General features: G+C 60.8%; 18 protein-coding genes. 10 read left to right on the top strand and 8 right to left on the bottom strand.

The genetic code is table 11. The features are described from left to right. Positions 1–65: 65 nt before the first annotated feature. Positions 66–1001: a glutathione S-transferase family protein gene (locus JFU48_RS02195; protein ID WP_201135737.1), complete on the top strand. Its 936-nt coding sequence runs from the start codon at positions 66–68 to the stop codon at positions 999–1001. Between the two features lie 165 nt (positions 1002–1166). Here the strand turns inward: JFU48_RS02195 and JFU48_RS02190 are convergent, their stop codons facing one another. Both JFU48_RS02190 and yejK read right to left on the bottom strand, forming a co-directional pair. Further along, complete coding sequence (locus JFU48_RS02190; protein WP_201135736.1) at positions 1167–1517, bottom strand: glutaredoxin family protein; 351 nt, start codon at positions 1515–1517, stop codon at positions 1167–1169. Continuing rightward, positions 1517–2521 carry a nucleoid-associated protein YejK gene (gene yejK / locus JFU48_RS02185; RefSeq protein WP_003221908.1) on the bottom strand — a complete coding sequence of 335 codons (1005 nt, stop codon included), beginning with the start codon at positions 2519–2521 and terminating at the stop codon, positions 1517–1519. Before yejK ends, JFU48_RS02190 begins: the two co-directional genes overlap by 1 nt. A 395-nt stretch (positions 2522–2916) precedes the next feature. On the opposite strand from yejK, the gene JFU48_RS02180 reads away from it, so the two are divergent. Then, positions 2917–3198: an HU family DNA-binding protein gene (locus JFU48_RS02180; RefSeq protein WP_003221909.1), complete on the top strand. Its 282-nt coding sequence runs from the start codon at positions 2917–2919 to the stop codon at positions 3196–3198. Between the two features lie 202 nt (positions 3199–3400). Here the strand turns inward: JFU48_RS02180 and rlmF are convergent, their stop codons facing one another. The 5 genes from rlmF to JFU48_RS02155 form a co-directional block, all read right to left on the bottom strand. Beyond that, entirely contained in the window at positions 3401–4420 is a 1020-nt protein-coding gene (rlmF, locus tag JFU48_RS02175) for a 23S rRNA (adenine(1618)-N(6))-methyltransferase RlmF (RefSeq protein WP_201135735.1), read from the bottom strand. Positions 4421–4654: 234 nt separating this feature from the next. After that, positions 4655–7501: a valine--tRNA ligase gene (locus tag JFU48_RS02170; RefSeq protein ID WP_201135734.1), complete on the bottom strand. Its 2847-nt coding sequence runs from the start codon at positions 7499–7501 to the stop codon at positions 4655–4657. A gap of 268 nt (positions 7502–7769) precedes the next feature. Continuing rightward, a complete protein-coding gene (locus JFU48_RS02165) occupies positions 7770–8165 on the bottom strand; it encodes a hypothetical protein (RefSeq protein WP_003221916.1) in 396 nt (131 codons plus the stop codon). Positions 8166–8173: 8 nt separating this feature from the next. Then, complete coding sequence (locus JFU48_RS02160) at positions 8174–8602, bottom strand: DNA polymerase III subunit chi (RefSeq protein WP_201135733.1); 429 nt, start codon at positions 8600–8602, stop codon at positions 8174–8176. A gap of 60 nt (positions 8603–8662) precedes the next feature. After that, on the bottom strand, positions 8663–10153 hold the full coding sequence (locus tag JFU48_RS02155; protein WP_103484916.1) for a leucyl aminopeptidase: 1491 nt from the start codon (positions 10151–10153) through the stop codon (positions 8663–8665). Positions 10154–10461: 308 nt separating this feature from the next. On the opposite strand from JFU48_RS02155, the gene lptF reads away from it, so the two are divergent. From lptF to pdxJ, 8 genes are all read left to right on the top strand, one after another. Continuing rightward, a complete protein-coding gene (gene lptF, locus JFU48_RS02150) occupies positions 10462–11583 on the top strand; it encodes an LPS export ABC transporter permease LptF (protein ID WP_201135732.1) in 1122 nt (373 codons plus the stop codon). Further along, positions 11576–12637 (top strand): LPS export ABC transporter permease LptG, encoded by a 1062-nt coding sequence (lptG, locus tag JFU48_RS02145; protein WP_003221924.1) that lies wholly within the window; start codon positions 11576–11578, stop codon positions 12635–12637. The genes lptF and lptG overlap by 8 nt, the downstream gene beginning before the upstream one ends. 172 nt (positions 12638–12809) lie before the next feature. Next, a complete protein-coding gene (gene lepA / locus JFU48_RS02140) occupies positions 12810–14606 on the top strand; it encodes a translation elongation factor 4 (protein WP_003221926.1) in 1797 nt (598 codons plus the stop codon). Positions 14607–14615: 9 nt separating this feature from the next. After that, complete coding sequence (lepB, locus tag JFU48_RS02135; protein ID WP_003221931.1) at positions 14616–15470, top strand: signal peptidase I; 855 nt, start codon at positions 14616–14618, stop codon at positions 15468–15470. A gap of 183 nt (positions 15471–15653) precedes the next feature. Next, entirely contained in the window at positions 15654–16343 is a 690-nt protein-coding gene (gene rnc / locus JFU48_RS02130; protein WP_024011703.1) for a ribonuclease III, read from the top strand. Further along, positions 16336–17238, top strand: a complete 903-nt coding sequence (gene era / locus JFU48_RS02125) for a GTPase Era (protein WP_003221935.1) — start codon at positions 16336–16338, stop codon at positions 17236–17238. The genes rnc and era overlap by 8 nt, the downstream gene beginning before the upstream one ends. A gap of 168 nt (positions 17239–17406) precedes the next feature. Continuing rightward, positions 17407–18096, top strand: a complete 690-nt coding sequence (gene recO, locus JFU48_RS02120; RefSeq protein ID WP_103484915.1) for a DNA repair protein RecO — start codon at positions 17407–17409, stop codon at positions 18094–18096. Positions 18097–18135: 39 nt separating this feature from the next. Beyond that, the gene (pdxJ, locus tag JFU48_RS02115) at positions 18136–18879 is read left to right on the top strand and encodes a pyridoxine 5'-phosphate synthase (RefSeq protein ID WP_201135731.1); all 744 of its coding nucleotides are present in this window, start codon (positions 18136–18138) and stop codon (positions 18877–18879) included. Positions 18880–19006: 127 nt separating this feature from the next. Here pdxJ and mltF read toward each other — a convergent pair whose 3' ends face one another. After that, entirely contained in the window at positions 19007–20467 is a 1461-nt protein-coding gene (mltF, locus tag JFU48_RS02110) for a membrane-bound lytic murein transglycosylase MltF (protein WP_080593223.1), read from the bottom strand. Between the last annotated feature and the right edge of the window lie 68 nt (positions 20468–20535).

The following is a 20535-nucleotide window of genomic DNA, read 5'->3' as shown; positions in this document are numbered from 1 at the left end:
TCTGTAGGCTGCTATCCAAATGCACGCTAAGCTGCTGACTCACTTTTTGTGCGGCGGAGCCGAGCATGTCCGAGTTGATTCTGCATCATTACCCGACCTCTCCATTTGCCGAGAAGGCTCGTCTGCTGTTGGGCTTCAAAGGCTTGTCCTGGCGCTCGGTGCACATCTCGCCGGTGATGCCCAAGCCGGATCTGACCGCGCTGACTGGCGGCTACCGCAAGACCCCGGTGTTGCAGATCGGTGCCGATATCTATTGCGACACGTCGTTGATCGCCCGTCGTCTGGAGCAGGAAAAAGCTCTGCCGGCGTTCTTCCCTGAAGGTCAGGAAATGACCAGTGCCAGCTTCGCGGCGTGGGCCGATTCGGTGGTGTTCCAGCACGCGGTCAGTCTGGTGTTCCAGCCGGAATCGGTCGCCGTGCGTTTCGGCAAGTTGCCGCCGGAAGCGATCAAGGCCTTTATCGCTGACCGTGCCGGGCTGTTCAGTGGCGGCAGCGCCACGCGGCTGTCGGCCGAGCAGGCCAAGCATCAGTGGCCAACGCTCATGGCGCGGCTGGAGCAGCAATTGCAGCGTGAGCAGGGCGACTTCCTGTTCGGCGAGCCGTCGATTGCCGACTTCGCCCTGGCGCATCCGCTGTGGTTCCTCAAGGCGACGCACGTTACTGCGCCGTTGGTGGACGAGTATCCGGCCGTCGCTGCGTGGCTGGGGCGCGTGTTGGGCTTTGGTCATGGTGCGGCGAGTGAGATGACGGCCGAGGAAGCGCTGGAAGTGGCGCGCAGTTCGACGCCGGCGGCGTTGCCGGATGAGCGGTTTGAAGATCCGAACGGCTTCAAGGCCGGGCAGCAGGTGGCGATTGCCGCGACCGATTACGGGGTTGATCCGGTGGTGGGCGAGTTGCTGTTTGCTGGCCGCGAAGAGCTGATCCTGCGCCGCGAAGACCCGCGTGGCGGCGTGGTGCATGTGCACTTCCCGCGCTTTGGTTTCCGCATCGAAGCCCGCTGATCAGCAAGTAGCCTCTGCTTGAGGGGAGGGGCGCAATTGTGGTGAGGGGATTTATCCCCGATGGGGCGCGAAGCGCCCCCAAAAAACTGCACGCTTTACCATGCAGATTTTGCGACGGCTTCGCCGCCGATCGGGGATAAATCCCCTCACCACAGAGGAGCTGTGTTATTTCAGGGCCGCGAGGATCTCGTCCGGGGCGAACCCGCGAATCAACGTGCCATTCACATCAATCAGCGGAATCCCGCGTCCACCCAGCGCTTCATACGCCTTGCGCGCCTCGGCATCCTTCTCGATGTCGAACTCCTGGAACGCAATCCCTTTGCTGTCGAGAAAACGCTTGGTCTGCTTGCAGTAGCCGCACCAGTCGGTGGAATACAGCACGACGCTGGCGTTGGCACGAACCTGCTCCGAGACCATTTGCGACGGGTTGAACACCCGCTCGATCTTGCCCCAGTTCTGATAGACCACGACCACCAGCAGAACCAGTGCGACCTTCTTCAGCACATTACCGAGCATCAGTTGCGACGCTTGAGCTGATCAGTGAGCGAGGTTGGCAGGCCCTTGATGATCAGGGTGCCGGCCTCTTCGTCGTATTCGATCTTCGAACCCAGCAGGTGCGCTTCAAAGCTGATCGACAGACCTTCGGCGCGGCCGGTGAAGCGGCGGAACTGGTTGAGCGTGCGTTTGTCCGCCGGAATCTCCGGCGACAGACCGTAGTCCTTGTTGCGGATGTGGTCGTAAAAGGCTTTCGGGCGTTCTTCGTCGATCAGCTCCGACAGCTCTTCCAGGCCCATCGGCTCGCCGAGCTTGGCCTGGCTGCTGGCGTAATCGACCAGGGTCTTGGTTTTTTCGCGGGCGGAGTCTTCCGGCAGGTCTTCGCTCTCGACGAAGTCGCTGAAGGCTTTGAGCAGGGTGCGCGTCTCACCCGGGCCGTCGACGCCTTCCTGGCAGCCGATGAAGTCGCGGAAGTATTCCGAAACCTTCTTACCGTTCTTGCCCTTGATGAACGAGATGTACTGCTTGGACTGCTTGTTGTTCTGCCACTCGGACACGTTGATCCGCGCCGCCAGGTGCAATTGGCCGAGGTCGAGGTGACGCGACGGGGTCACGTCCAGCTCATCGGTCACCGCCACGCCTTCACTGTGGTGCAGCAGGGCGATCGCCAGGTAGTCAGTCATGCCTTGCTGATAGTGGGCGAACAGCACGTGGCCGCCGACCGACAGGTTCGACTCTTCCATCAACTTCTGCAGATGCTCGACCGCGACTTTGCTGAACGCGGCGAAGTCCTTGCCACCGTCCATGTATTCCTTCAGCCAGCCGCTGAACGGGAACGCGCCGGATTCCGGATGGAACAGGCCCCAGGCTTTGCCCTGTTTGGCGTTGTAGCTCTCGTTGAGGTCGGCGAGCATGTTCTCGATGGCCGCGGACTCAGCCAGTTCAGAGTCACGGGCGTGCAGAACTGCGGGCGTGCCGTCGGGTTTTTTGTCGATCAGGTGGACGATGCAATGACGGATCGGCATGGGCTTCTCGGCTGGTGGAAGGGAGGAGGGCAGGCTCCCCCGAAAAAGCGCCCAGTGTACCGCAACCACTGGTTTTGGCGCGGGGTGAAGGGCAAATCCGGGGCGGGTGGCAGTCCTTATGCAGTTTTTTACCGATTTAGAGCAATAAACCTGACCAAATGGGTAGCTAGAGGCGGATATTTCCCCGTCTCTGTGCTAGTTTTGCCCGGTCTTACGCGAAGTCACTGCGTTAAGCGTGCAATCAGCATTTGTCAGGTCGAACCAAACCCTGATTTCGGCATCTATAACCCGACTCGTCGTGGTTATCGCCGAGGGTGCCAGATCCAGAAGATCGGGCTCGATGGCTGACACTGCACTCTGCAATCCATATGAATTTGATAGGGAAGGAACACTACATGGCTCTTACTAAAGACCAACTGATCGCCGACATCGCTGAAGCTATCGACGCGCCGAAAACCACCGCGCGTAACGCTCTGGACCAACTGGGCCAAATCGTTGCCGATCAGCTGGAAAACGGCGGCGAAATCACCTTGCCAGGTATCGGCAAGCTGAAAGTGACTGAGCGTCCTGCCCGCACTGGCCGTAACCCTTCGACTGGCGCTGCCATCGAAATCCCTGCCAAGAAAGTGATCAAGCTGGTTGTGGCCAAAGGCCTGACCGACGCTGTGAACAAGTAAGACGCAGCGATAAAAAAACCGTGCACCGGAGCGATCCGGGCACGGTTTTTTTGTGTCTGCGATTTGGCGATGCACCTTGAACCTTTGTAGGAGTGAGCCTGCTCGCGAAAGCGCTGCGTCAGTCAATAATGAAGTTAACTGACACGCCGCCTTCGCGAGCAGGCTCGCTCCCACAATTGACCTGCGCCGGTCTATGCAATGTTTAGCGCGTCCAGCGCTCGCGACGCCAGATCTGCTGCTCCGACTTGGTCTGGAAGGTCCACGCCACAAAACGGCTCTGCTTCTGCCCTTGCGACATCTCCACCACCTGGCTTTCCAGCACGCCGGCCTTCTTCAGCGCGGTTTCGATGGCGGGCAGGTTCGAGGCTTTCGACACCAGCGTGCTGAACCACAGCACCTTGTGCTGGAAGTTCGCACTCTCGGCGATCAGTTGCGTCACGAAACGCGCTTCACCGCCCTCACACCACAGCTCGGCGGACTGACCACCGAAGTTCAGCACTGGCAGCTTGCGTTTCGGATCGGCCTTGCCCAGTGCGCGCCATTTGCGCTCGCTGCCCTTGGTCGCCTCTTCCATCGAAGCATGGAACGGCGGGTTGCACATGGTCAGGTCAAAGCGCTCGCCCGGCTCCAGCAGACCAATCAGGATGTGCTTGCGGTTTTCCTGCTGGCGCAGCTTGATGACCTTGTTCAGGTCGTTGGACTGGACGATGGCTCGGGCGGCGGCCACGGCCGTCGGGTCGATTTCCGAACCGAGGAAGTGCCAGCGGTATTCGCTGTTGCCGATCAGCGGATACACGCAGTTGGCACCCATGCCGATGTCCAGCACATTGACGATCGCGCCGCGCGGGACCTTGCCGTCGTTCATGCTCGCCAGCAGGTCGGCGAGGAAGTGCACGTAATCGGCACGGCCCGGGACCGGTGGGCACAGGTAATCCGCGGGAATGTCCCAATGCTCGATGCCGTAGAAGGACTTGAGCAGCGCCCGGTTGAACACACGCACCGCATCGGGGCTGGCGAAGTCGATGCTTTCCTTGCCGTACGGGTTGGTGATCACGAACTTCGCCAGTTCCGGCGTGGTCTTGATCAGCGCCGGGAAGTCATAGCGACCCTGATGGCGATTGCGCGGGTGCAGGCTGGCCTTTTCACGCGACTCAACGGCTTTGGTCGGGGTCGCGGCATCAGGCTTCTTGCGCGCAGGTTTGGGTGTGCGGGGGGCGTTCATGGGTGTGATCGATTCGGGTATGGCTGAAAGTGGCGGGTATTGTCCCACATCTAAAGGCAACACCGTTCAAACTGTGGGAGCGGGCTTGCTCGCGAAAGCGGCGTGTCCGCCAACACATAGGTTGAATGACACACCGCATTCGCGAGCAAGCCCGCTCCCACAGGGGATTTTTGGCGATTCTTGAATAAAAAAGGGAGGCCGTTGCGGGCCTCCCTTGTTCATTGCGGCTTGCCGTTACAGGCTGGAAATCCGCGCGTGCTGCTCGGCCAGTTTGCCCAGGGCTTGTTCAGCCTCGGCCAGCTTGGCGCGTTCCTTCTCGATGACTTCGGCCGGGGCCTTGTCAACGAAACCGGCGTTCGACAGCTTGCCACCAACGCGCTGAACTTCGCCCTGCAGACGCAGGATTTCCTTGTCCAGACGCGCCAGTTCGGCGCCCTTGTCGATCAGACCGGCCATCGGCACCAGCACTTCCATCTCGCCGACCAGCGCGGTGGCGGACAGCGGCGCTTCTTCGCCAGCGGCCAGAACGGTGATCGACTCCAGACGCGCCAGCTTCTTCAACAGTGCTTCGTTCTCGGTCAGACGACGCTGATCTTCAGCGCTGACGTTCTTCAGGTAGATCGGCAGCGGTTTGCCCGGGCCAATGTTCATCTCGCCACGGATGTTGCGTGTGCCGAGCATCAGACCCTTGAGCCATTCGATGTCGTCTTCGGCGGCCGGATCGATGCGCTCCTCGTTGGCCACCGGCCAAGGTTGCAGCATGATCGTCTTGCCCTGAATGCCGGCCAGCGGCGCGATGCGCTGCCAGATTTCTTCAGTGATGAACGGCATGAACGGGTGCGCCAGACGCAGCGCCACTTCCAGTACGCGCACCAGCGTGCGACGGGTGCCGCGCTGACGCTCGACCGGGGCGTTTTCGTCCCACAGCACTGGCTTGGACAGTTCCAGGTACCAGTCGCAGTACTGGTTCCAGATGAACTCGTACAGCGCTTGCGCGGCGAGGTCGAAACGGAATTGATCCAGTTGACGGGTCACTTCGGCTTCAGTGCGTTGCAGCTGCGAGATGATCCAGCGATCCGCCAGCGACAGCTCGTAGGCTTCACCGTTCTGGCCGCAGTCTTCGCCCTTGTCCAGAACATAACGCGCGGCGTTCCAGATCTTGTTGCAGAAGTTGCGATAGCCTTCGACGCGGCCCATGTCGAACTTGATGTCGCGACCGGTGGACGCCAGCGAGCAGAAGGTGAAGCGCAGGGCGTCGGTGCCGTAGCTGGCGATGCCGTCGGCGAACTCGTCGCGGGTCTGCTTCTCGATCTTCTTCGCCAGTTTCGGCTGCATCATGCCGGAGGTGCGCTTCTGCACCAGGGCTTCCAGCTCGATACCGTCGATGATGTCCAGCGGGTCCAGGACGTTGCCCTTGGACTTGGACATCTTCTGGCCCTGGCCATCACGCACCAGACCGTGTACGTAAACGGTCTTGAACGGCACCTGCGGGGTGCCGTCCTCGTTCTTGATCAGGTGCATCGTCAGCATGATCATCCGGGCAACCCAGAAGAAAATGATGTCGAAACCGGTGACCAGCACGTCGGTGGAGTGGAATTTCTTCAGGAATTCGGTCTTTTCCGGCCAGCCGAGGGTGGAGAAGGTCCACAGGCCCGAGCTGAACCAGGTGTCGAGCACGTCGTTGTCCTGTTGCAGCGCAACGTCCGGGCCGAGGTTGTGCTTGGCACGCACTTCGGCTTCGTCGCGACCGACGTAGACCTTGCCCGACTCGTCGTACCAGGCCGGAATCCGATGGCCCCACCACAGCTGACGGCTGATGCACCAGTCCTGGATGTCGCGCATCCACGAGAAGTACATGTTTTCGTACTGCTTCGGCACGAACTGGATACGGCCGTCTTCAACGGCAGCAATCGCCGGCTCAGCCAGCGGCTTGGTGGAAACGTACCACTGGTCGGTCAGCCACGGCTCGATGACGGTGCCGGAGCGGTCGCCTTTCGGCACTTTCAGGTTGTGATCGTCGACGCTGACCAGCAGGCCGGCGGCGTCGAACGCAGCGACGATCTGCTTGCGCGCTTCGAAACGCTCGAGACCGGCGTACTCGGCCGGGATCTTGCCGTCGATGCTGTCGTTCAGCGTGCCGTCGAGGTTGAACACCTGGGCGGCGGGCAGCACGTTGGCGTTCTTGTCGAAGATGTTCAGCAGCGGCAGGTTGTGGCGCTTGCCGACTTCGTAGTCGTTGAAATCGTGCGCCGGGGTGATTTTCACGCAGCCGGTGCCGAATTCTGGATCGCAGTAATCGTCGGCGATGATCGGGATGCGGCGGCCAACCAGTGGCAGCTCGACGAATTTGCCGATCAGGGCTTTGTAGCGTTCGTCGTTCGGGTTAACCGCGACGGCGGAGTCGCCGAGCATGGTTTCCGGACGGGTGGTCGCGACGATCAGGAAATCGTTGCCTTCAGCGGTTTTCGCGCCGTCGGCCAGCGGGTACTTGAGGTTCCACAGGAAACCTTTCTCGTCGTGGTTTTCCACTTCGAGGTCGGAAATCGCCGTGTGCAGCTTGGTATCCCAGTTGACCAGACGCTTGCCGCGATAGATCAAACCGTCTTCGTGCAGGCGCACGAAGGCTTCTTTAACCGCTTCCGAGAGACCGTCGTCCATGGTGAAGCGCTCGCGGCTCCAGTCCACGGACGAGCCGAGGCGGCGGATCTGCCGGCTGATGTTGCCGCCGGACTGATCCTTCCACTCCCAGACTTTCTCGAGGAATTTCTCGCGGCCCAGGTAGTGACGGTTCTGGCCGGTGGCTTCCAGTTGACGCTCCACCAGCATCTGCGTGGCGATACCTGCGTGGTCGGTGCCGGGCTGCCACAGGGTGTTGCGACCCTGCATGCGGCGGAAACGGATCAGGGCGTCCATGATCGCGTTGTTGAAACCGTGACCCATATGCAGGCTGCCGGTGACGTTCGGCGGCGGGATCATGATGGTGTAGGAATCGCCCGCGCCTTGCGGTGCGAAATAGTTCTCGGACTCCCAGGTGTTGTACCAGGAAGTTTCAATGGCGTGCGGCTGGTAGGTCTTATCCATGCGCGGCGGGACCCTATTGGCATTTATTCAGGAAAAGCCGGGAAGTATAGCGGGGCATGGGGCCGAGGGCGAGCGGGGCGGGCCGGGTGGAGATCTAAATGTGATCGCGAACTCTGTGGCGAGGGAGCTTGCTCCCGCTCGGCTGCGCAGCAGTCGTAAAAACTGCCACGCAGGCTTCGCGGACGAAACACTGTTGAATGGTTTTTGGGGCGCTTCGCACCCCAGCGGGAGCAAGCTCCCTCGCCACAAAAAATACCGAAGGCCGGGGTTATTCGTATTGGCTGAGCAACCGCTCCATCCGCGCCTCGAGGCGGCGTTTGATTTCGGTTTCGATGTGCGGCGCGAAGTCGTCGATCACGTCCTGCATGATCAATTGCGCGGCGGCGCGCAGTTCGCTGTCCAGGTGCAGCAGGGCGTCCGGGCCTTTATCCACAGGTGCTGCCGGTTTGGCAGCAGGCGCCGGGGCCGGAGCTTGGGGCGGTTCGATGGCGGGCGGCGCGGTGTCGACGGCCTCGAACAACATCGGAATCTGTTCCTGTTCACCGTCATCGACCGTGTCGGTCAGCAGTGGCGGTTGCAGGTTGTCATCGCCGAGCAACTGGCGGATCGATTCGAGATCGTCCAGCAGGTGCGCAGGCTTTTGCAGCGGTTTTGGAGTGTCCATCGGCGTACTCAGAGTCGCTGTAAACGGTGATCTTGCAGAGGATAGCCCTGTTCGCGGTAGAAACGGAAACTCTCCCGTGCCGCCGCGCGAATCACCGGATCTTCCACCACCACTTCCGCCACGCGGGCGAATTGGCTGGCGAAGGCCGGGACTTTCAGGTCGAGGTTGACCAGCAGGTCCTGATGCGCGCCGCAGTCAGCGCCCAGTCCCAGCACGATCAAACCGTCCGGTTCGCTCTCGGCAGGGCCGTGGGGCACGAACGTTTCGCCCTTGAACGCCCACAGGCGCGCATCGAGATCGTCACGCTGGGCAGCATCGCAGCAATGCAGGTAGATGCGATGACCCATGCGCCAGGCTTTCTCGGTGAGCTTGCAGGCAAAATCCAGGCGAGCCGAAGGATCGGCGCTGGGCAGGATATAGAAGTCGACTTTGGTCATTGCGGTTCCTGAGCCTTGAGCGGCGTCACCGTAAAGTGACGCCGCCCAGGTTCATCGGTTTCAGGCTTTGGCGCGGTCCAGCAGGTATTGAGTCAGCAGCGGCACCGGACGACCGGTGGCGCCCTTGTCCTTGCCGCCGCTGGTCCACGCGGTGCCCGCGATGTCCAGGTGCGCCCAGTTGAGGTTCTTGGTGAAGCGCGACAGGAAGCACGCAGCGGTGATGGTGCCGGCCTTCGGCCCGCCAATGTTGGCGATGTCGGCGAACGGGCTGTCCAGTTGCTCCTGGTATTCGTCGAACAGCGGCAGTTGCCAGGCGCGGTCGTCAGCGGCTTTACCGGCGCTGAGCAGTTGCCCGATCAGCTCGTCGTTGTTGCCCAGCAGGCCCGAAGTGTGGGCGCCCAGTGCAACCACGCAGGCACCGGTCAGGGTGGCGATGTCGATCACGGCTTGCGGCTTGAAGCGCTCGGAGTAGGTCAGGGCGTCGCACAGCACCAGACGGCCTTCGGCGTCGGTGTTGAGGATTTCCACGGTCTGGCCGCTCATGGTGGTGACGATGTCGCCCGGACGCGAAGCAGTGCCGCTCGGCATGTTTTCGGCGCAGGCGAGGATGCACACCAGGTTGATCGGCAGCTTCAGCTCGAGCACCGCACGCAGGGTGCCGAACACGCTGGCGGCGCCGCCCATGTCGTATTTCATCTCGTCCATGCCGGCGCCCGGCTTGAGGCTGATGCCGCCGGTGTCGAAGGTGATGCCTTTACCGACCAGCGCGTAAGGCTTCTCGGATTTCTTGCCACCGTTGTATTGCATGACGATCAGGCGCGGCGGCTGGGCGCTGCCCTGGCCGACGGCGTAGAACGAACCCATGCCCAGCGCTTTGATCTTCTTCTCGTCGAGGACTTCGACTTTCAGGTCCTTGAACTCTTTGCCGAGGTTCTTGGCTTGCTCGCCAAGGAACGTCGGGTGGCAGATGTTCGGCGGCAGGTTGCCCAGCGTGCGGGTGAAGGCCATGCCGTTGGCGATCGCGGTGGCGTGGGTCACGGCGCGCTGCACTTCAGCCTGGGCTGCCTTGATGGTCAGCAGGGTGATTTTCTTCAGGGTGCGCGGTTCGGCTTTCTGGCTCTTGAACTGGTCGAAAGTGTATTCGCCGTCCACCAGGGTTTCCGCCAGCAGACGGGTCTTGCCGTAGCTGTCGCGGTTTTTGACGATGATTTCATCCAGGGCCAGTACGGCGTCGCTGCCGCCCAGACCTTTCAGGGTATTGAGGATGCCGGCAACGATTTTACGGAACGGACGGTCGCCCAGTTCTTCATCCTTGCCCACGCCGACCAGCAGCACGCGCTCGGCCTTGAGGTTCGGCAGGCTGTGCAGCAGCAGGCTTTGACCGACCTTGCCGGCCAGATCGCCACGCTTGAGTACGGCGCTGATCGCGCCGCCGCTCAGCTCGTCGACCTGTTTGGCGGCCACGCCGAGTTTGCGGCCTTCGCCGACGGCAACCACCAGGGTGGCGGTTTTCAACGTTTCTGGGCTAACGCTTTTTACAACCAGTTCCATGTCCGGATCCCTGAATGAATGGTCAACACACAGGCGTTCGACGGTGTCCGCAGTCGCCTGCTTATAGATAGAAGAGACGCAGGCCAGTGCCTGCGACAAAGGCGGCAGTTTGAACCTCGCTCCCTGCGCCTGACAACCCTCGGCGGCACGATCTTCAACCGATTACACGCTTGGGTGAGTGTGCGCAGTGACAGGCGCCCTCAATCACAGGATAATGCCGCATCTTTTTTCGACGGCTCTGCCTTGCGGGCCGCTCGAAACGTTTGCTTGTTTGGCCGCCTTAGCCTGACAACCCTGGAGTGTCTGGTTTGATCGTCTTCCGTTATCTGTCCCGTGAAGTGATGTTGACCCTGAGCGCCGTCAGCGCCGTGCTGCTGGTCATCATCATGAGCGGTCGCTTCATCAAATACCTTGCCCAGGCCGCTGCGGGCCAACTCGATCCGGGATCGCTGTTCCTGATCATGGGTTACCGCCTGCCGGGTTTCATGCAACTGATCCTGCCATTGGGGCTGTTTCTCGGGATCCTGCTGGCTTACGGCCGGTTGTACCTCGAAAGCGAAATGACCGTGCTCTCGGCCACCGGCATGAGTCAGCAGCGTCTGCTGCGCATGACCCTGTTCCCGGCAACGCTGGTGGCACTGGTGGTCGCGTGGCTGAGCCTGAGCCTGGCCCCGCAGGGCGCCACCCAGTTTCAGCTGTTGCTGAACAAGCAGGACGCCCTGACCGAGTTCGATACCCTAGAGCCTGGCCGTTTTCAGGAGTTGCGTGACGGCACCCGGGTGACCTACACCGAAACGCTGACTGATGATCGCGTCAACCTCAGCGGTGTGTTCATCTCGCAGAAGAACCTCGGTTCCGATCAGAAAGACCGAGGGATTTCCGTGCTGGTGGCCGAGAAGGGCCGTCAGGAAATCCGTCCGGACGGCAACCGCTACCTGATCCTGCACAATGGCTATCGCTATGACGGCAGTCCGGGCCAGGCCGATTATCGTGCGATCCAATACGACACCTACGGCGTATTGCTGCCCAAACCTGATGCCAGTGACGAAGTCACCGACCGTGATGCGATCCCCACTTCGACCCTGCTGAGCAATGACGACGTGCGCTCCAAGGCCGAACTGCAATGGCGCCTTTCGCTGCCGTTGCTGGTATTCATCGTGACTCTGATGGCGGTGCCGCTGTCGCGGGTCAATCCGCGTCAGGGCCGTTTCCTGAAGCTGCTGCCGGCGATTCTTCTTTATATGGCTTACCTGACCATCCTGATTGCCGCCCGCGGCGCCCTCGAAAAAGGCAAGATCCCGTCGGGCCTCGGTTTGTGGTGGGTGCACGGGATCTTCCTGGTCATCGGTCTCGGCCTGTTGTACTGGGAGCCCATGCGCCTGAAACTGGCCAGCCGTCGCAGCGCTGCGCTGGAGGTGGCCCGTGGTTAAACTCGACCGCTACATCGGCAGCAGTGTGTTCATGGCGATCATCGCCGTGCTGGCGATCATTCTGGGTCTGGCGACACTGTTCGCTTTCATCGACGAGATGGGCGACGTCAGCGATACCTATACGCTGACCGATGTGCTGAGCTTCGTCATCCTCACCGCGCCACGTCGCTTGTATGAAATGCTGCCGATGGCCGCGCTGATCGGCTGTCTGATCGGCCTCGGCAGTCTGGCCAGCAGCAGTGAGCTGACGGTCATGCGTGCGGCGGGTGTGTCCATCGGGCGCATCGTCTGGGCGGTCATGAAGCCAATGCTGGTGCTGATGCTGGCCGGCGTGCTGATTGGCGAGTACGTGGCCCCGGCCACCGAAAGCATGGCCCAGGCCAATCGCTCGCTGGCGCAAGGCAGCGGCGACGCGCAGAGCGCCAAGCACGGCATGTGGCACCGTCAGGGTGAGGAGTTCATCCATATCAACGCCGTGCAACCCAACGGCCTGTTGTATGGCGTGACCCGCTATCACTTCGACAAAGAGCGCCACCTGCTGAGCTCCAGTTTCGCCAAACGTGCGGATTTCGACGGCAAGCGCTGGCTGCTCACCGACGTAGCTACCACGGTTTTCCACGAGCGCAGTACCGAAGTGGTGAATGCGCCGAGCGAGGAGTGGGACGTGTCGCTGAGTCCGCAATTGCTCAACACGGTGGTGATGGCGCCTGAAGCACTGTCCATTTCCGGTCTGTGGGGCTATATCCACTATCTGGCGGATCAGGGCCTGAGCAACGGTCGTTACTGGCTGGCATTTTGGGTCAAGGTGTTGCAGCCGCTGGTCACCGCTGCACTGGTGCTGATGGCGATTTCCTTCATTTTCGGTCCGTTGCGCTCGGTCACCCTCGGTCAGCGGGTGTTCACCGGTGTGCTGGTGGGCTTCACCTTCCGCATCGTCCAGGATTTGCTCGGTCCATCGAGCCTGGTGTTCGGTTTCTCGCCGCTGTTCGCGGTGCTGGTGCCGGCCACGGTCTGTGCGCTGGCAGGCGTCTGGTTGCTGCGAAGGGCCGGTTGATGGCCGCGTTGTTGCCAATGCTTTAATCGCGAAAACGCCTCGGTCGACAGATCGGGGCGTTTTCGTATGCAATCCGGGTGACAGGCGAACGTGACGCTTGCGCCGTGTATCAGGTACAATTCCCGGCTATTTTTCGGCGGGCCAAGCCTGCAGCCTTTTTGAGTGTTGATCCGTGAGTGATTTGAGTCATATCCGCAATTTCTCCATCATCGCCCACATTGACCATGGCAAGTCGACGCTGGCTGACCGTTTCATCCAGATGTGCGGTGGCCTGGCCGAGCGTGAAATGGAAGCCCAGGTATTGGATTCCATGGATCTGGAGCGCGAACGCGGGATCACCATCAAGGCCCACAGCGTTACTCTCTATTACAAAGCCAAAGATGGCGTCACCTACCAGCTGAACTTCATTGACACCCCGGGCCACGTCGACTTCACCTACGAAGTCAGCCGTTCCCTGGCGGCGTGTGAAGGTGCGTTGCTGGTGGTCGATGCCGGTCAGGGTGTTGAAGCTCAGTCCGTGGCCAACTGCTACACCGCGATCGAGCAGGGCCTTGAGGTCATGCCGGTGCTGAACAAGATCGACCTGCCACAGGCCGAGCCGGACCGCGTCAAGGACGAGATCGAAAAGATCATCGGCATCGACGCCACCGACGCCGTCACCTGCAGCGCCAAGACCGGTCTGGGGGTCGACGAAGTGCTCGAGCGTCTGGTCGCGACCATTCCTGCGCCGACCGGCAACATCGAAGATCCGCTGCAAGCGTTGATCATCGACTCCTGGTTCGACAACTACCTGGGCGTTGTCTCCTTGGTGCGCGTGCGTCATGGCCGCGTGAAGAAGGGCGACAAGATTCTGGTGAAATCCACCGGCAAGATCCACCTGGTCGACAGCGTCGGTGTGTTCAACCCGAAACACACCGCCACCGCTGACCTCAAGGCCGGTGAAGTGGGCTTCATCATTGCCAGCATCAAGGACATTCACGGTGCGCCGGTCGGTGACACCCTGACCCTGAGCTCGACTCCGGATGTCCCGGTGCTGCCCGGCTTCAAACGCATTCAGCCACAGGTTTACGCCGGTCTGTTCCCGGTCAGCTCCGACGACTTCGAGGACTTCCGCGAAGCGCTGCAGAAACTGACCCTGAACGACTCGTCGCTGCAGTACACCCCGGAAAGTTCCGATGCACTGGGCTTCGGCTTCCGTTGCGGCTTCCTCGGCATGCTGCACATGGAGATCATCCAGGAGCGCCTGGAGCGCGAATACGACCTGGACCTGATCACCACCGCGCCAACGGTAATTTTCGAACTGGTGCTGAAAACCGGTGAAACGATTTACGTCGACAACCCATCCAAGCTTCCGGATGTGTCGGCGATCGAAGACATGCGCGAGCCAATCGTGCGGGCCAACATCCTGGTTCCGCAGGAGCACCTGGGTAACGTCATCACCCTGTGCATCGAGAAACGCGGCGTACAGGTCGACATGCTGTTCCTCGGCAATCAGGTGCAGGTCACTTATGACTTGCCGATGAACGAAGTGGTCCTGGACTTCTTCGACCGCCTCAAATCCACCAGTCGCGGCTATGCTTCGCTGGATTACCATTTCGATCGTTACCAATCGGCTAATCTGGTGAAACTGGACGTGCTGATCAACGGTGACAAGGTCGACGCCCTGGCGTTGATCGTGCACCGTGACAATTCGCACTTCAAAGGTCGCCAGTTGACCGAGAAGATGAAAGAACTGATTCCTCGTCAGATGTTCGACGTGGCCATCCAGGCTGCCATTGGCGGTCAGATCGTCGCCCGGACCACCGTCAAGGCACTCAGAAAGAACGTATTGGCCAAATGCTACGGCGGTGACGTAAGCCGTAAGAAAAAGCTGCTTGAAAAGCAAAAGGCCGGTAAGAAACGCATGAAGCAGGTCGGCAACGTGGAAATTCCACAAGAAGCCTTCCTTGCCGTGCTCAGGTTGGAATAGTCAGGTCCTATGTCACTAAATTTCCCGCTGTTGCTGGTCATCGCCGTGTTCGTCTGCGGCCTGTTGGCGTTGCTCGATCTGCTGTTCCTGGCGCCGCGTCGGCGTGCTGCCATTGCCTCTTATCAAGGCAGTGTCAGCCAGCCCGAGCCCGTGGTGGTCGAGAAACTGAACAAAGAGCCGTTGCTGGTTGAATACGGCAAGTCGTTCTTTCCGGTGCTGTTCATCGTGCTGGTGCTGCGTTCGTTCCTGGTGGAACCGTTCCAGATCCCGTCCGGCTCGATGAAACCGACCCTGGACGTCGGCGACTTCATTCTGGTGAACAAGTTTTCTTACGGGATCCGCCTGCCGGTGATCGACAAGAAAGTCATCGAAGTCGGTGATCCACAGCGTGGCGATGTGATGGTGTTCCGCTACCCGAGCGACCCGAACGTCAACTACATCAAGCGTGTAGTCGGCCTGCCGGGCGACACGGTGCGGTACACCGCCGACAAGCGTCTGTTCGTCAATGGCGAGTCGATTGCCGAGCAACTGGTCGGCTCCGAGCCGGGCACGCTGGGCAGCGCGGAACTCTACAAGGAAAAACTCGGCGCCGCCGAGCACCTGATCCGCAAGGAAATGAGCCGCTACCGCGCTACGCCGGACCATACCTGGACCGTGCCGGCCGGGCACTACTTCATGATGGGCGACAACCGCGACAACTCCAACGACAGTCGCTACTGGGATGACCCGAACATTCCCAAGGATCTGCTGGGCATGGTTCCCGACCAGAATATCGTCGGCAAAGCCTTCGCTGTCTGGATGAGCTGGCCGGAACCGAAACTCAGCCACCTGCCGAATTTCTCGCGGGTTGGCCTGATCAAGTAATCAAACACGGCGCTGTTGACCACAGCGCCGAATGCATTTCTGGAGTCGACACAAATCGGCTCCGGGGCATGAAGCCACGATATTCAGGATGTAATTTTTGAACACAGCGTTAATTGTCCCAGGCCTGCGCCGTACCCCGGCGATGGCGGTGGAATCCAGCCACGAACTCAGCGTGGGTAAACCGTGAGCGTTTCTCTAAGCCGTCTCGAGCGCCAGCTCGGTTACACCTTCAAGGATCAGGAGCTGATGCTGCTGGCCCTCACGCACCGCAGCTTTGCCGGGCGTAACAACGAACGCCTGGAATTCCTCGGCGATGCCATCCTCAATTTCGTCGCCGGCGAAGCGCTGTTCGATCGCTTCCCGCTGGCCCGCGAAGGCCAGTTGTCGCGTTTGCGCGCACGCCTGGTGAAGGGTGAGACACTGGCCGTGCTGGCCCGTGGTTTCGACCTGGGCGATTACCTGCGTCTGGGTTCGGGCGAACTGAAAAGCGGTGGCTTCCGTCGCGAATCGATTCTGGCCGATGCCCTCGAAGCGCTGATCGGTGCGATCTACCTCGATGCCGGCATGGATGTCGCCCGCGAGCGGGTACTGGCCTGGCTGGCCGGCGAGTTCGAAGGCCTGACGCTGGTCGACACCAACAAGGATCCCAAGACCCGTCTGCAGGAACACCTGCAATCGCGCGGGTGCGAACTGCCACGCTACGAAGTGGTGGACATCCAGGGTGAGCCGCACTGCCGTACCTTCTTCGTCGAGTGCGAAGTTGTCTTATTGAATGAAAAAAGCCGGGGTCAGGGTGTGAGCCGTCGTATTGCCGAACAGGTAGCGGCCGCCGCAGCACTGATTGCCCTGGGCGTGGAGAATGGCAATGACTGATACAAACGCAACTCGCTGTGGCTACGTTGCCATCGTCGGCCGTCCCAACGTCGGTAAGTCGACGCTGCTGAACCACATCCTCGGCCAGAAGCTCGCGATCACCTCGCGCAAGCCGCAGACCACCCGCCACAACATGCTCGGGATCAAGACCGAGGGTGACGTGCAGGCGATCTACGTCGACACCCCCGGCATGCACAAGGGTGGCGAAAAGGCCCTGAACCGCTACATGAACAAGACCGCTTCGGCGGCGTTGAAAGACGTCGACGTGGTGATCTTCGTGGTCGACCGCACCAAGTGGACCGAAGAAGACCAGATGGTGCTGGAGCGCGTGCAGTACGTGACCGGCCCGCTGATCGTCGCGCTGAACAAGACCGACCGCATCGAAGACAAGGCCGAGCTGATGCCGCACCTGTCGTGGTTGCAGGAACAGCTGCCGAACGCGCAGATCATCCCGATTTCCGCGCAGCACGGGCACAACCTCGACGCGTTGGAAAAGGTCATCGCCGATCATCTGCCGGAGAACGATCACTTCTTCCCGGAAGACCAGATCACCGACCGCAGCAGCCGTTTCCTCGCCGCCGAACTGGTGCGCGAGAAAATCATGCGCCAGATGGGTGCCGAGCTGCCGTACCAGATCACCGTCGAGATCGAAGAGTTCAAGCAGCAGGGCAAGACCCTGCACATCCATGCGCTGATCCTCGTCGAACGTGACGGCCAGAAGAAGATCATCATTGGCGACAAGGGCGAGCGCATCAAACGCATCGGCACCGAAGCGCGCAAGGACATGGAGCTGCTGTTCGACTCCAAGATCATGCTCAACCTGTGGGTCAAGGTGAAGGGCGGCTGGTCCGACGACGAGCGTGCACTGCGTTCGCTGGGTTACGGCGACCTGTAATAGCGGTTTTCTGATCCATCAGAGAACCCCCTGTGGGAGCGGGCTTGCTCGCGAATGCGCAGTGTCAGTCGACAGATACTTTGACTGATTCACCGCATTCGCGAGCAAGCCCGCTCCCACAGTAGTTTTGGGTTGTGTGCAAAACCGCGTTTCTTCATCGAGAACTTCATGTCGCAAACCCCGCCTCCCGCCCAACTCGCCTACGTCCTGCATTCGCGCGCCTACCGCGAAACCAGCGCGCTGGTCGACTTCCTCACGCCGCAAGGTCGGCTGCGGGCGGTGCTGCGCAGTGCGCGGGGCAAGGCCGGGACACTGGCGCGACCGTTCGTGCCGCTGGAAGTCGAGTTTCGTGGCAAGGGTGAGCTGAAGAATGTCGGGCGCATGGAAAGTGCCGGTAATGCGACCTGGATGGTCGGCGAGGCGCTGTTCAGCGGCCTCTATCTCAATGAACTGCTGATCCGCCTGCTGCCCGCCGAAGACCCGCACCCGGCGGTGTTCGATCACTATGCTGCCACGCTGTTGGCGCTGGCCGAAGGTCGCCCGCTGGAGCCGTTGTTGCGCTCCTTTGAATGGCGCCTGCTGGACGATCTCGGTTACGGCTTTTCCCTGAACACCGATATCCACAGCGAACCCGTCGCGCCGGACGGTCTCTATCGCCTGCAAGTGGATGCCGGGCTTGAGCGTGTCTACCTGCTGCAACCGGGCTTGTTCAACGGCGTTGAATTACTGGCCATGGCTGAAGCCGATTGGTCCGCCCCCGGCGCACTGTCGGCGGCCAAGCGTCTGATGCGTCAGGCATTGGCCGTTCATCTGGGCGGTCGCCCCCTCGTCAGCCGCGAGCTCTTTCGCAAGCCCTGATATGCTGTGCGCCGAATCTTTCCCTTCAGGAGCGCATCCGTGACCACCAGCAATCGCATTCTTCTTGGCGTGAACATCGACCACGTCGCCACCCTGCGTCAGGCCCGTGGCACGCGCTACCCGGATCCGGTCAAGGCTGCGCTGGACGCGGAAGAGGCGGGCGCCGACGGCATCACCGTGCACCTGCGCGAAGACCGCCGGCACATTCAGGAGCGCGACGTGTTGCTGCTCAAGGATGTGCTGCAGACTCGCATGAACTTTGAAATGGGCGTCACCGAAGAAATGATGGCGTTCGCCGAGCACATCCGTCCGGCGCACATCTGCCTGGTGCCGGAAACCCGTCAGGAGCTGACCACTGAAGGCGGCCTGGACGTAGCGGGGCAGGAGGAACGCATCAGGGCAGCGGTCGAGCGCCTGTCGAAGATCGGCAGCGAAGTGTCGCTGTTCATCGATGCCGACGAACGCCAGATCGCTGCGTCGAAGCGCATCGGTGCGCCGGCCATCGAGCTGCACACCGGGCGCTACGCCGACGCCGAAACCCCGACCGAAGTGGCTGAAGAGTTGAAACGCGTGGCGGACGGCGTGGCGTTTGGTCTGGCGCAAGGCCTGATCGTCAATGCCGGGCATGGCCTGCATTACCACAACGTCGAAGCCGTGGCGGCGATCAAGGGCATCAACGAACTGAACATCGGCCATGCGCTGGTGGCGCATGCGTTGTTCGTCGGGTTCAAGTCCGCAGTGTCCGAGATGAAGGCGCTGATCCTGGCTGCCGCCAAGCACTAATCAACAACCCAGAACCCAATGTGGGAGCGGGCTTGCTCGCGAATGCGGTGTGTCAGTCGACATATTCTTTGACTGATACACCGCATTCGCGAGCAAGCCCGCTCCCACAGGGGATTCAGGGGGCTGATTAAAGCGGCGCAGGCTCTTGCGCCGGCTTGGTCTTGTCGATGCCGGGCACATGCAGATTGCCCTCGGCCACCTGATCGCCTTCAAGCTGCGGCTGGGTCACCCAGGTCAGGATGTCGTAGTAGCGACGAATGTTCGCCACGAAATGCACCGGTTCGCCGCCCCGGGCGTAGCCGTAGCGGGTCTTGCTGTACCACTGCTTCTGCGACAGGCGCGGCAGCATCTTCTTCACGTCCAGCCACTTGTCCGGGTTCAAGCCCTCGCGGGACGCCAGTTTGCGTGCGTCATCGAGGTGACCGCTGCCGACGTTGTACGCCGCCAGCGCGAACCAGGTGCGGTCCGGCTCCTGAATCGACTCGTCGAGCTGATCCTTCATGTAGGCCAGGTACTTGGCGCCGCCCATGATGCTCTGCTTGGGATCGAGGCGGTTCGACACGCCCATGGCCTGAGCGGTGTTCTGGGTCAGCATCATCAGGCCGCGCACACCGGTTTTCGACGTGACCGCCGGTTGCCACAGCGATTCCTGATAACCGATGGCCGCCAGCAGGCGCCAGTCGACTTTCTCTTTCTTGGCGTAGGTCTTGAAGTGCTGTTCGTATTTGGGCAGGCGCTGCTGCAAGTGCTGGGCGAAGGTAGTGGCGCCCATGTAGCCGAGGACATCGACGTGGCCGTAATAGCGGTCTTTCAGGCGCTGCAGGGTGCCGTTCTTCTGCACCTTGTCGAGGTAGGCGTTGATCTCGTTGAGCAGGCTGTTGTCTTCGCCGGCGGCCACCGCCCAGCTCTGGCTGCGGGCATCGCCGAGGTCGAAGGCCACGCGGATGTTGGTGAAGTACACCTGGTTCATCGCCACTTCGTTGGAGTCGACCAGCGTCAGGTCGATCTGGCCTTCATCGACCATGCGCAACAGGTCGACCACTTCAACGGCGTCGGACTCTTCGTATTCGATGCCGGGAAATTTCTTTTTCAACTCGGCCAGCTGTTCGGCGTGGGTGCTGCCCTTGAGCACCATGATCTTCTTGCCGACCAGATCAGCCGGGTCGGTCGGTCGCGACTGGCCGTTGCGATAGATGATCTGCGGGGTCACTTCGAGGTAGGAGTGGGAGAAGCGCACCTGTTTCTTGCGCTCCTCGCTGCTGACCAGGCCGGCCGCGGCCAGCACCGGGCCGTTCGGCTTGCCGATCTGGTTGAACAGGTCATCGAGGTTGTCGGCGGTCTCGATCTTCAGCTCGACCCCCAAATCGTCGGCGAAGCGCTTCACCAGCTCGTATTCGAAGCCGGTTTCACCGCTGCGATCCTGGAAGTAGGTGGCGGGGCTGTTACGGGTAATCACCCGCAGCACACCATCCTCCTTTACGCGCTCGAGTGTGTTGGGTTTATCAACACAACCACCGAGCATCAGGAAGAGTCCGGTTGCGATCAGCCATTTGGCGTACCGCGGACGCAAAGCCGTTGGGAAAAACATCTGCGCAGTATACGCAAACGGCTGCGGGCGCCATATCTCGACAGTGAAGGGCTTGTCTGCTAGAGATC

This window comes from Pseudomonas sp. TH49, assembly GCF_016650625.1.
GTDB lineage: Bacteria > Pseudomonadota > Gammaproteobacteria > Pseudomonadales > Pseudomonadaceae > Aquipseudomonas > Aquipseudomonas fluorescens_H.
The sequence above is the reverse complement of the archived record's forward strand: the minus strand, read 5'-3'. Positions and strand labels throughout refer to the sequence as shown.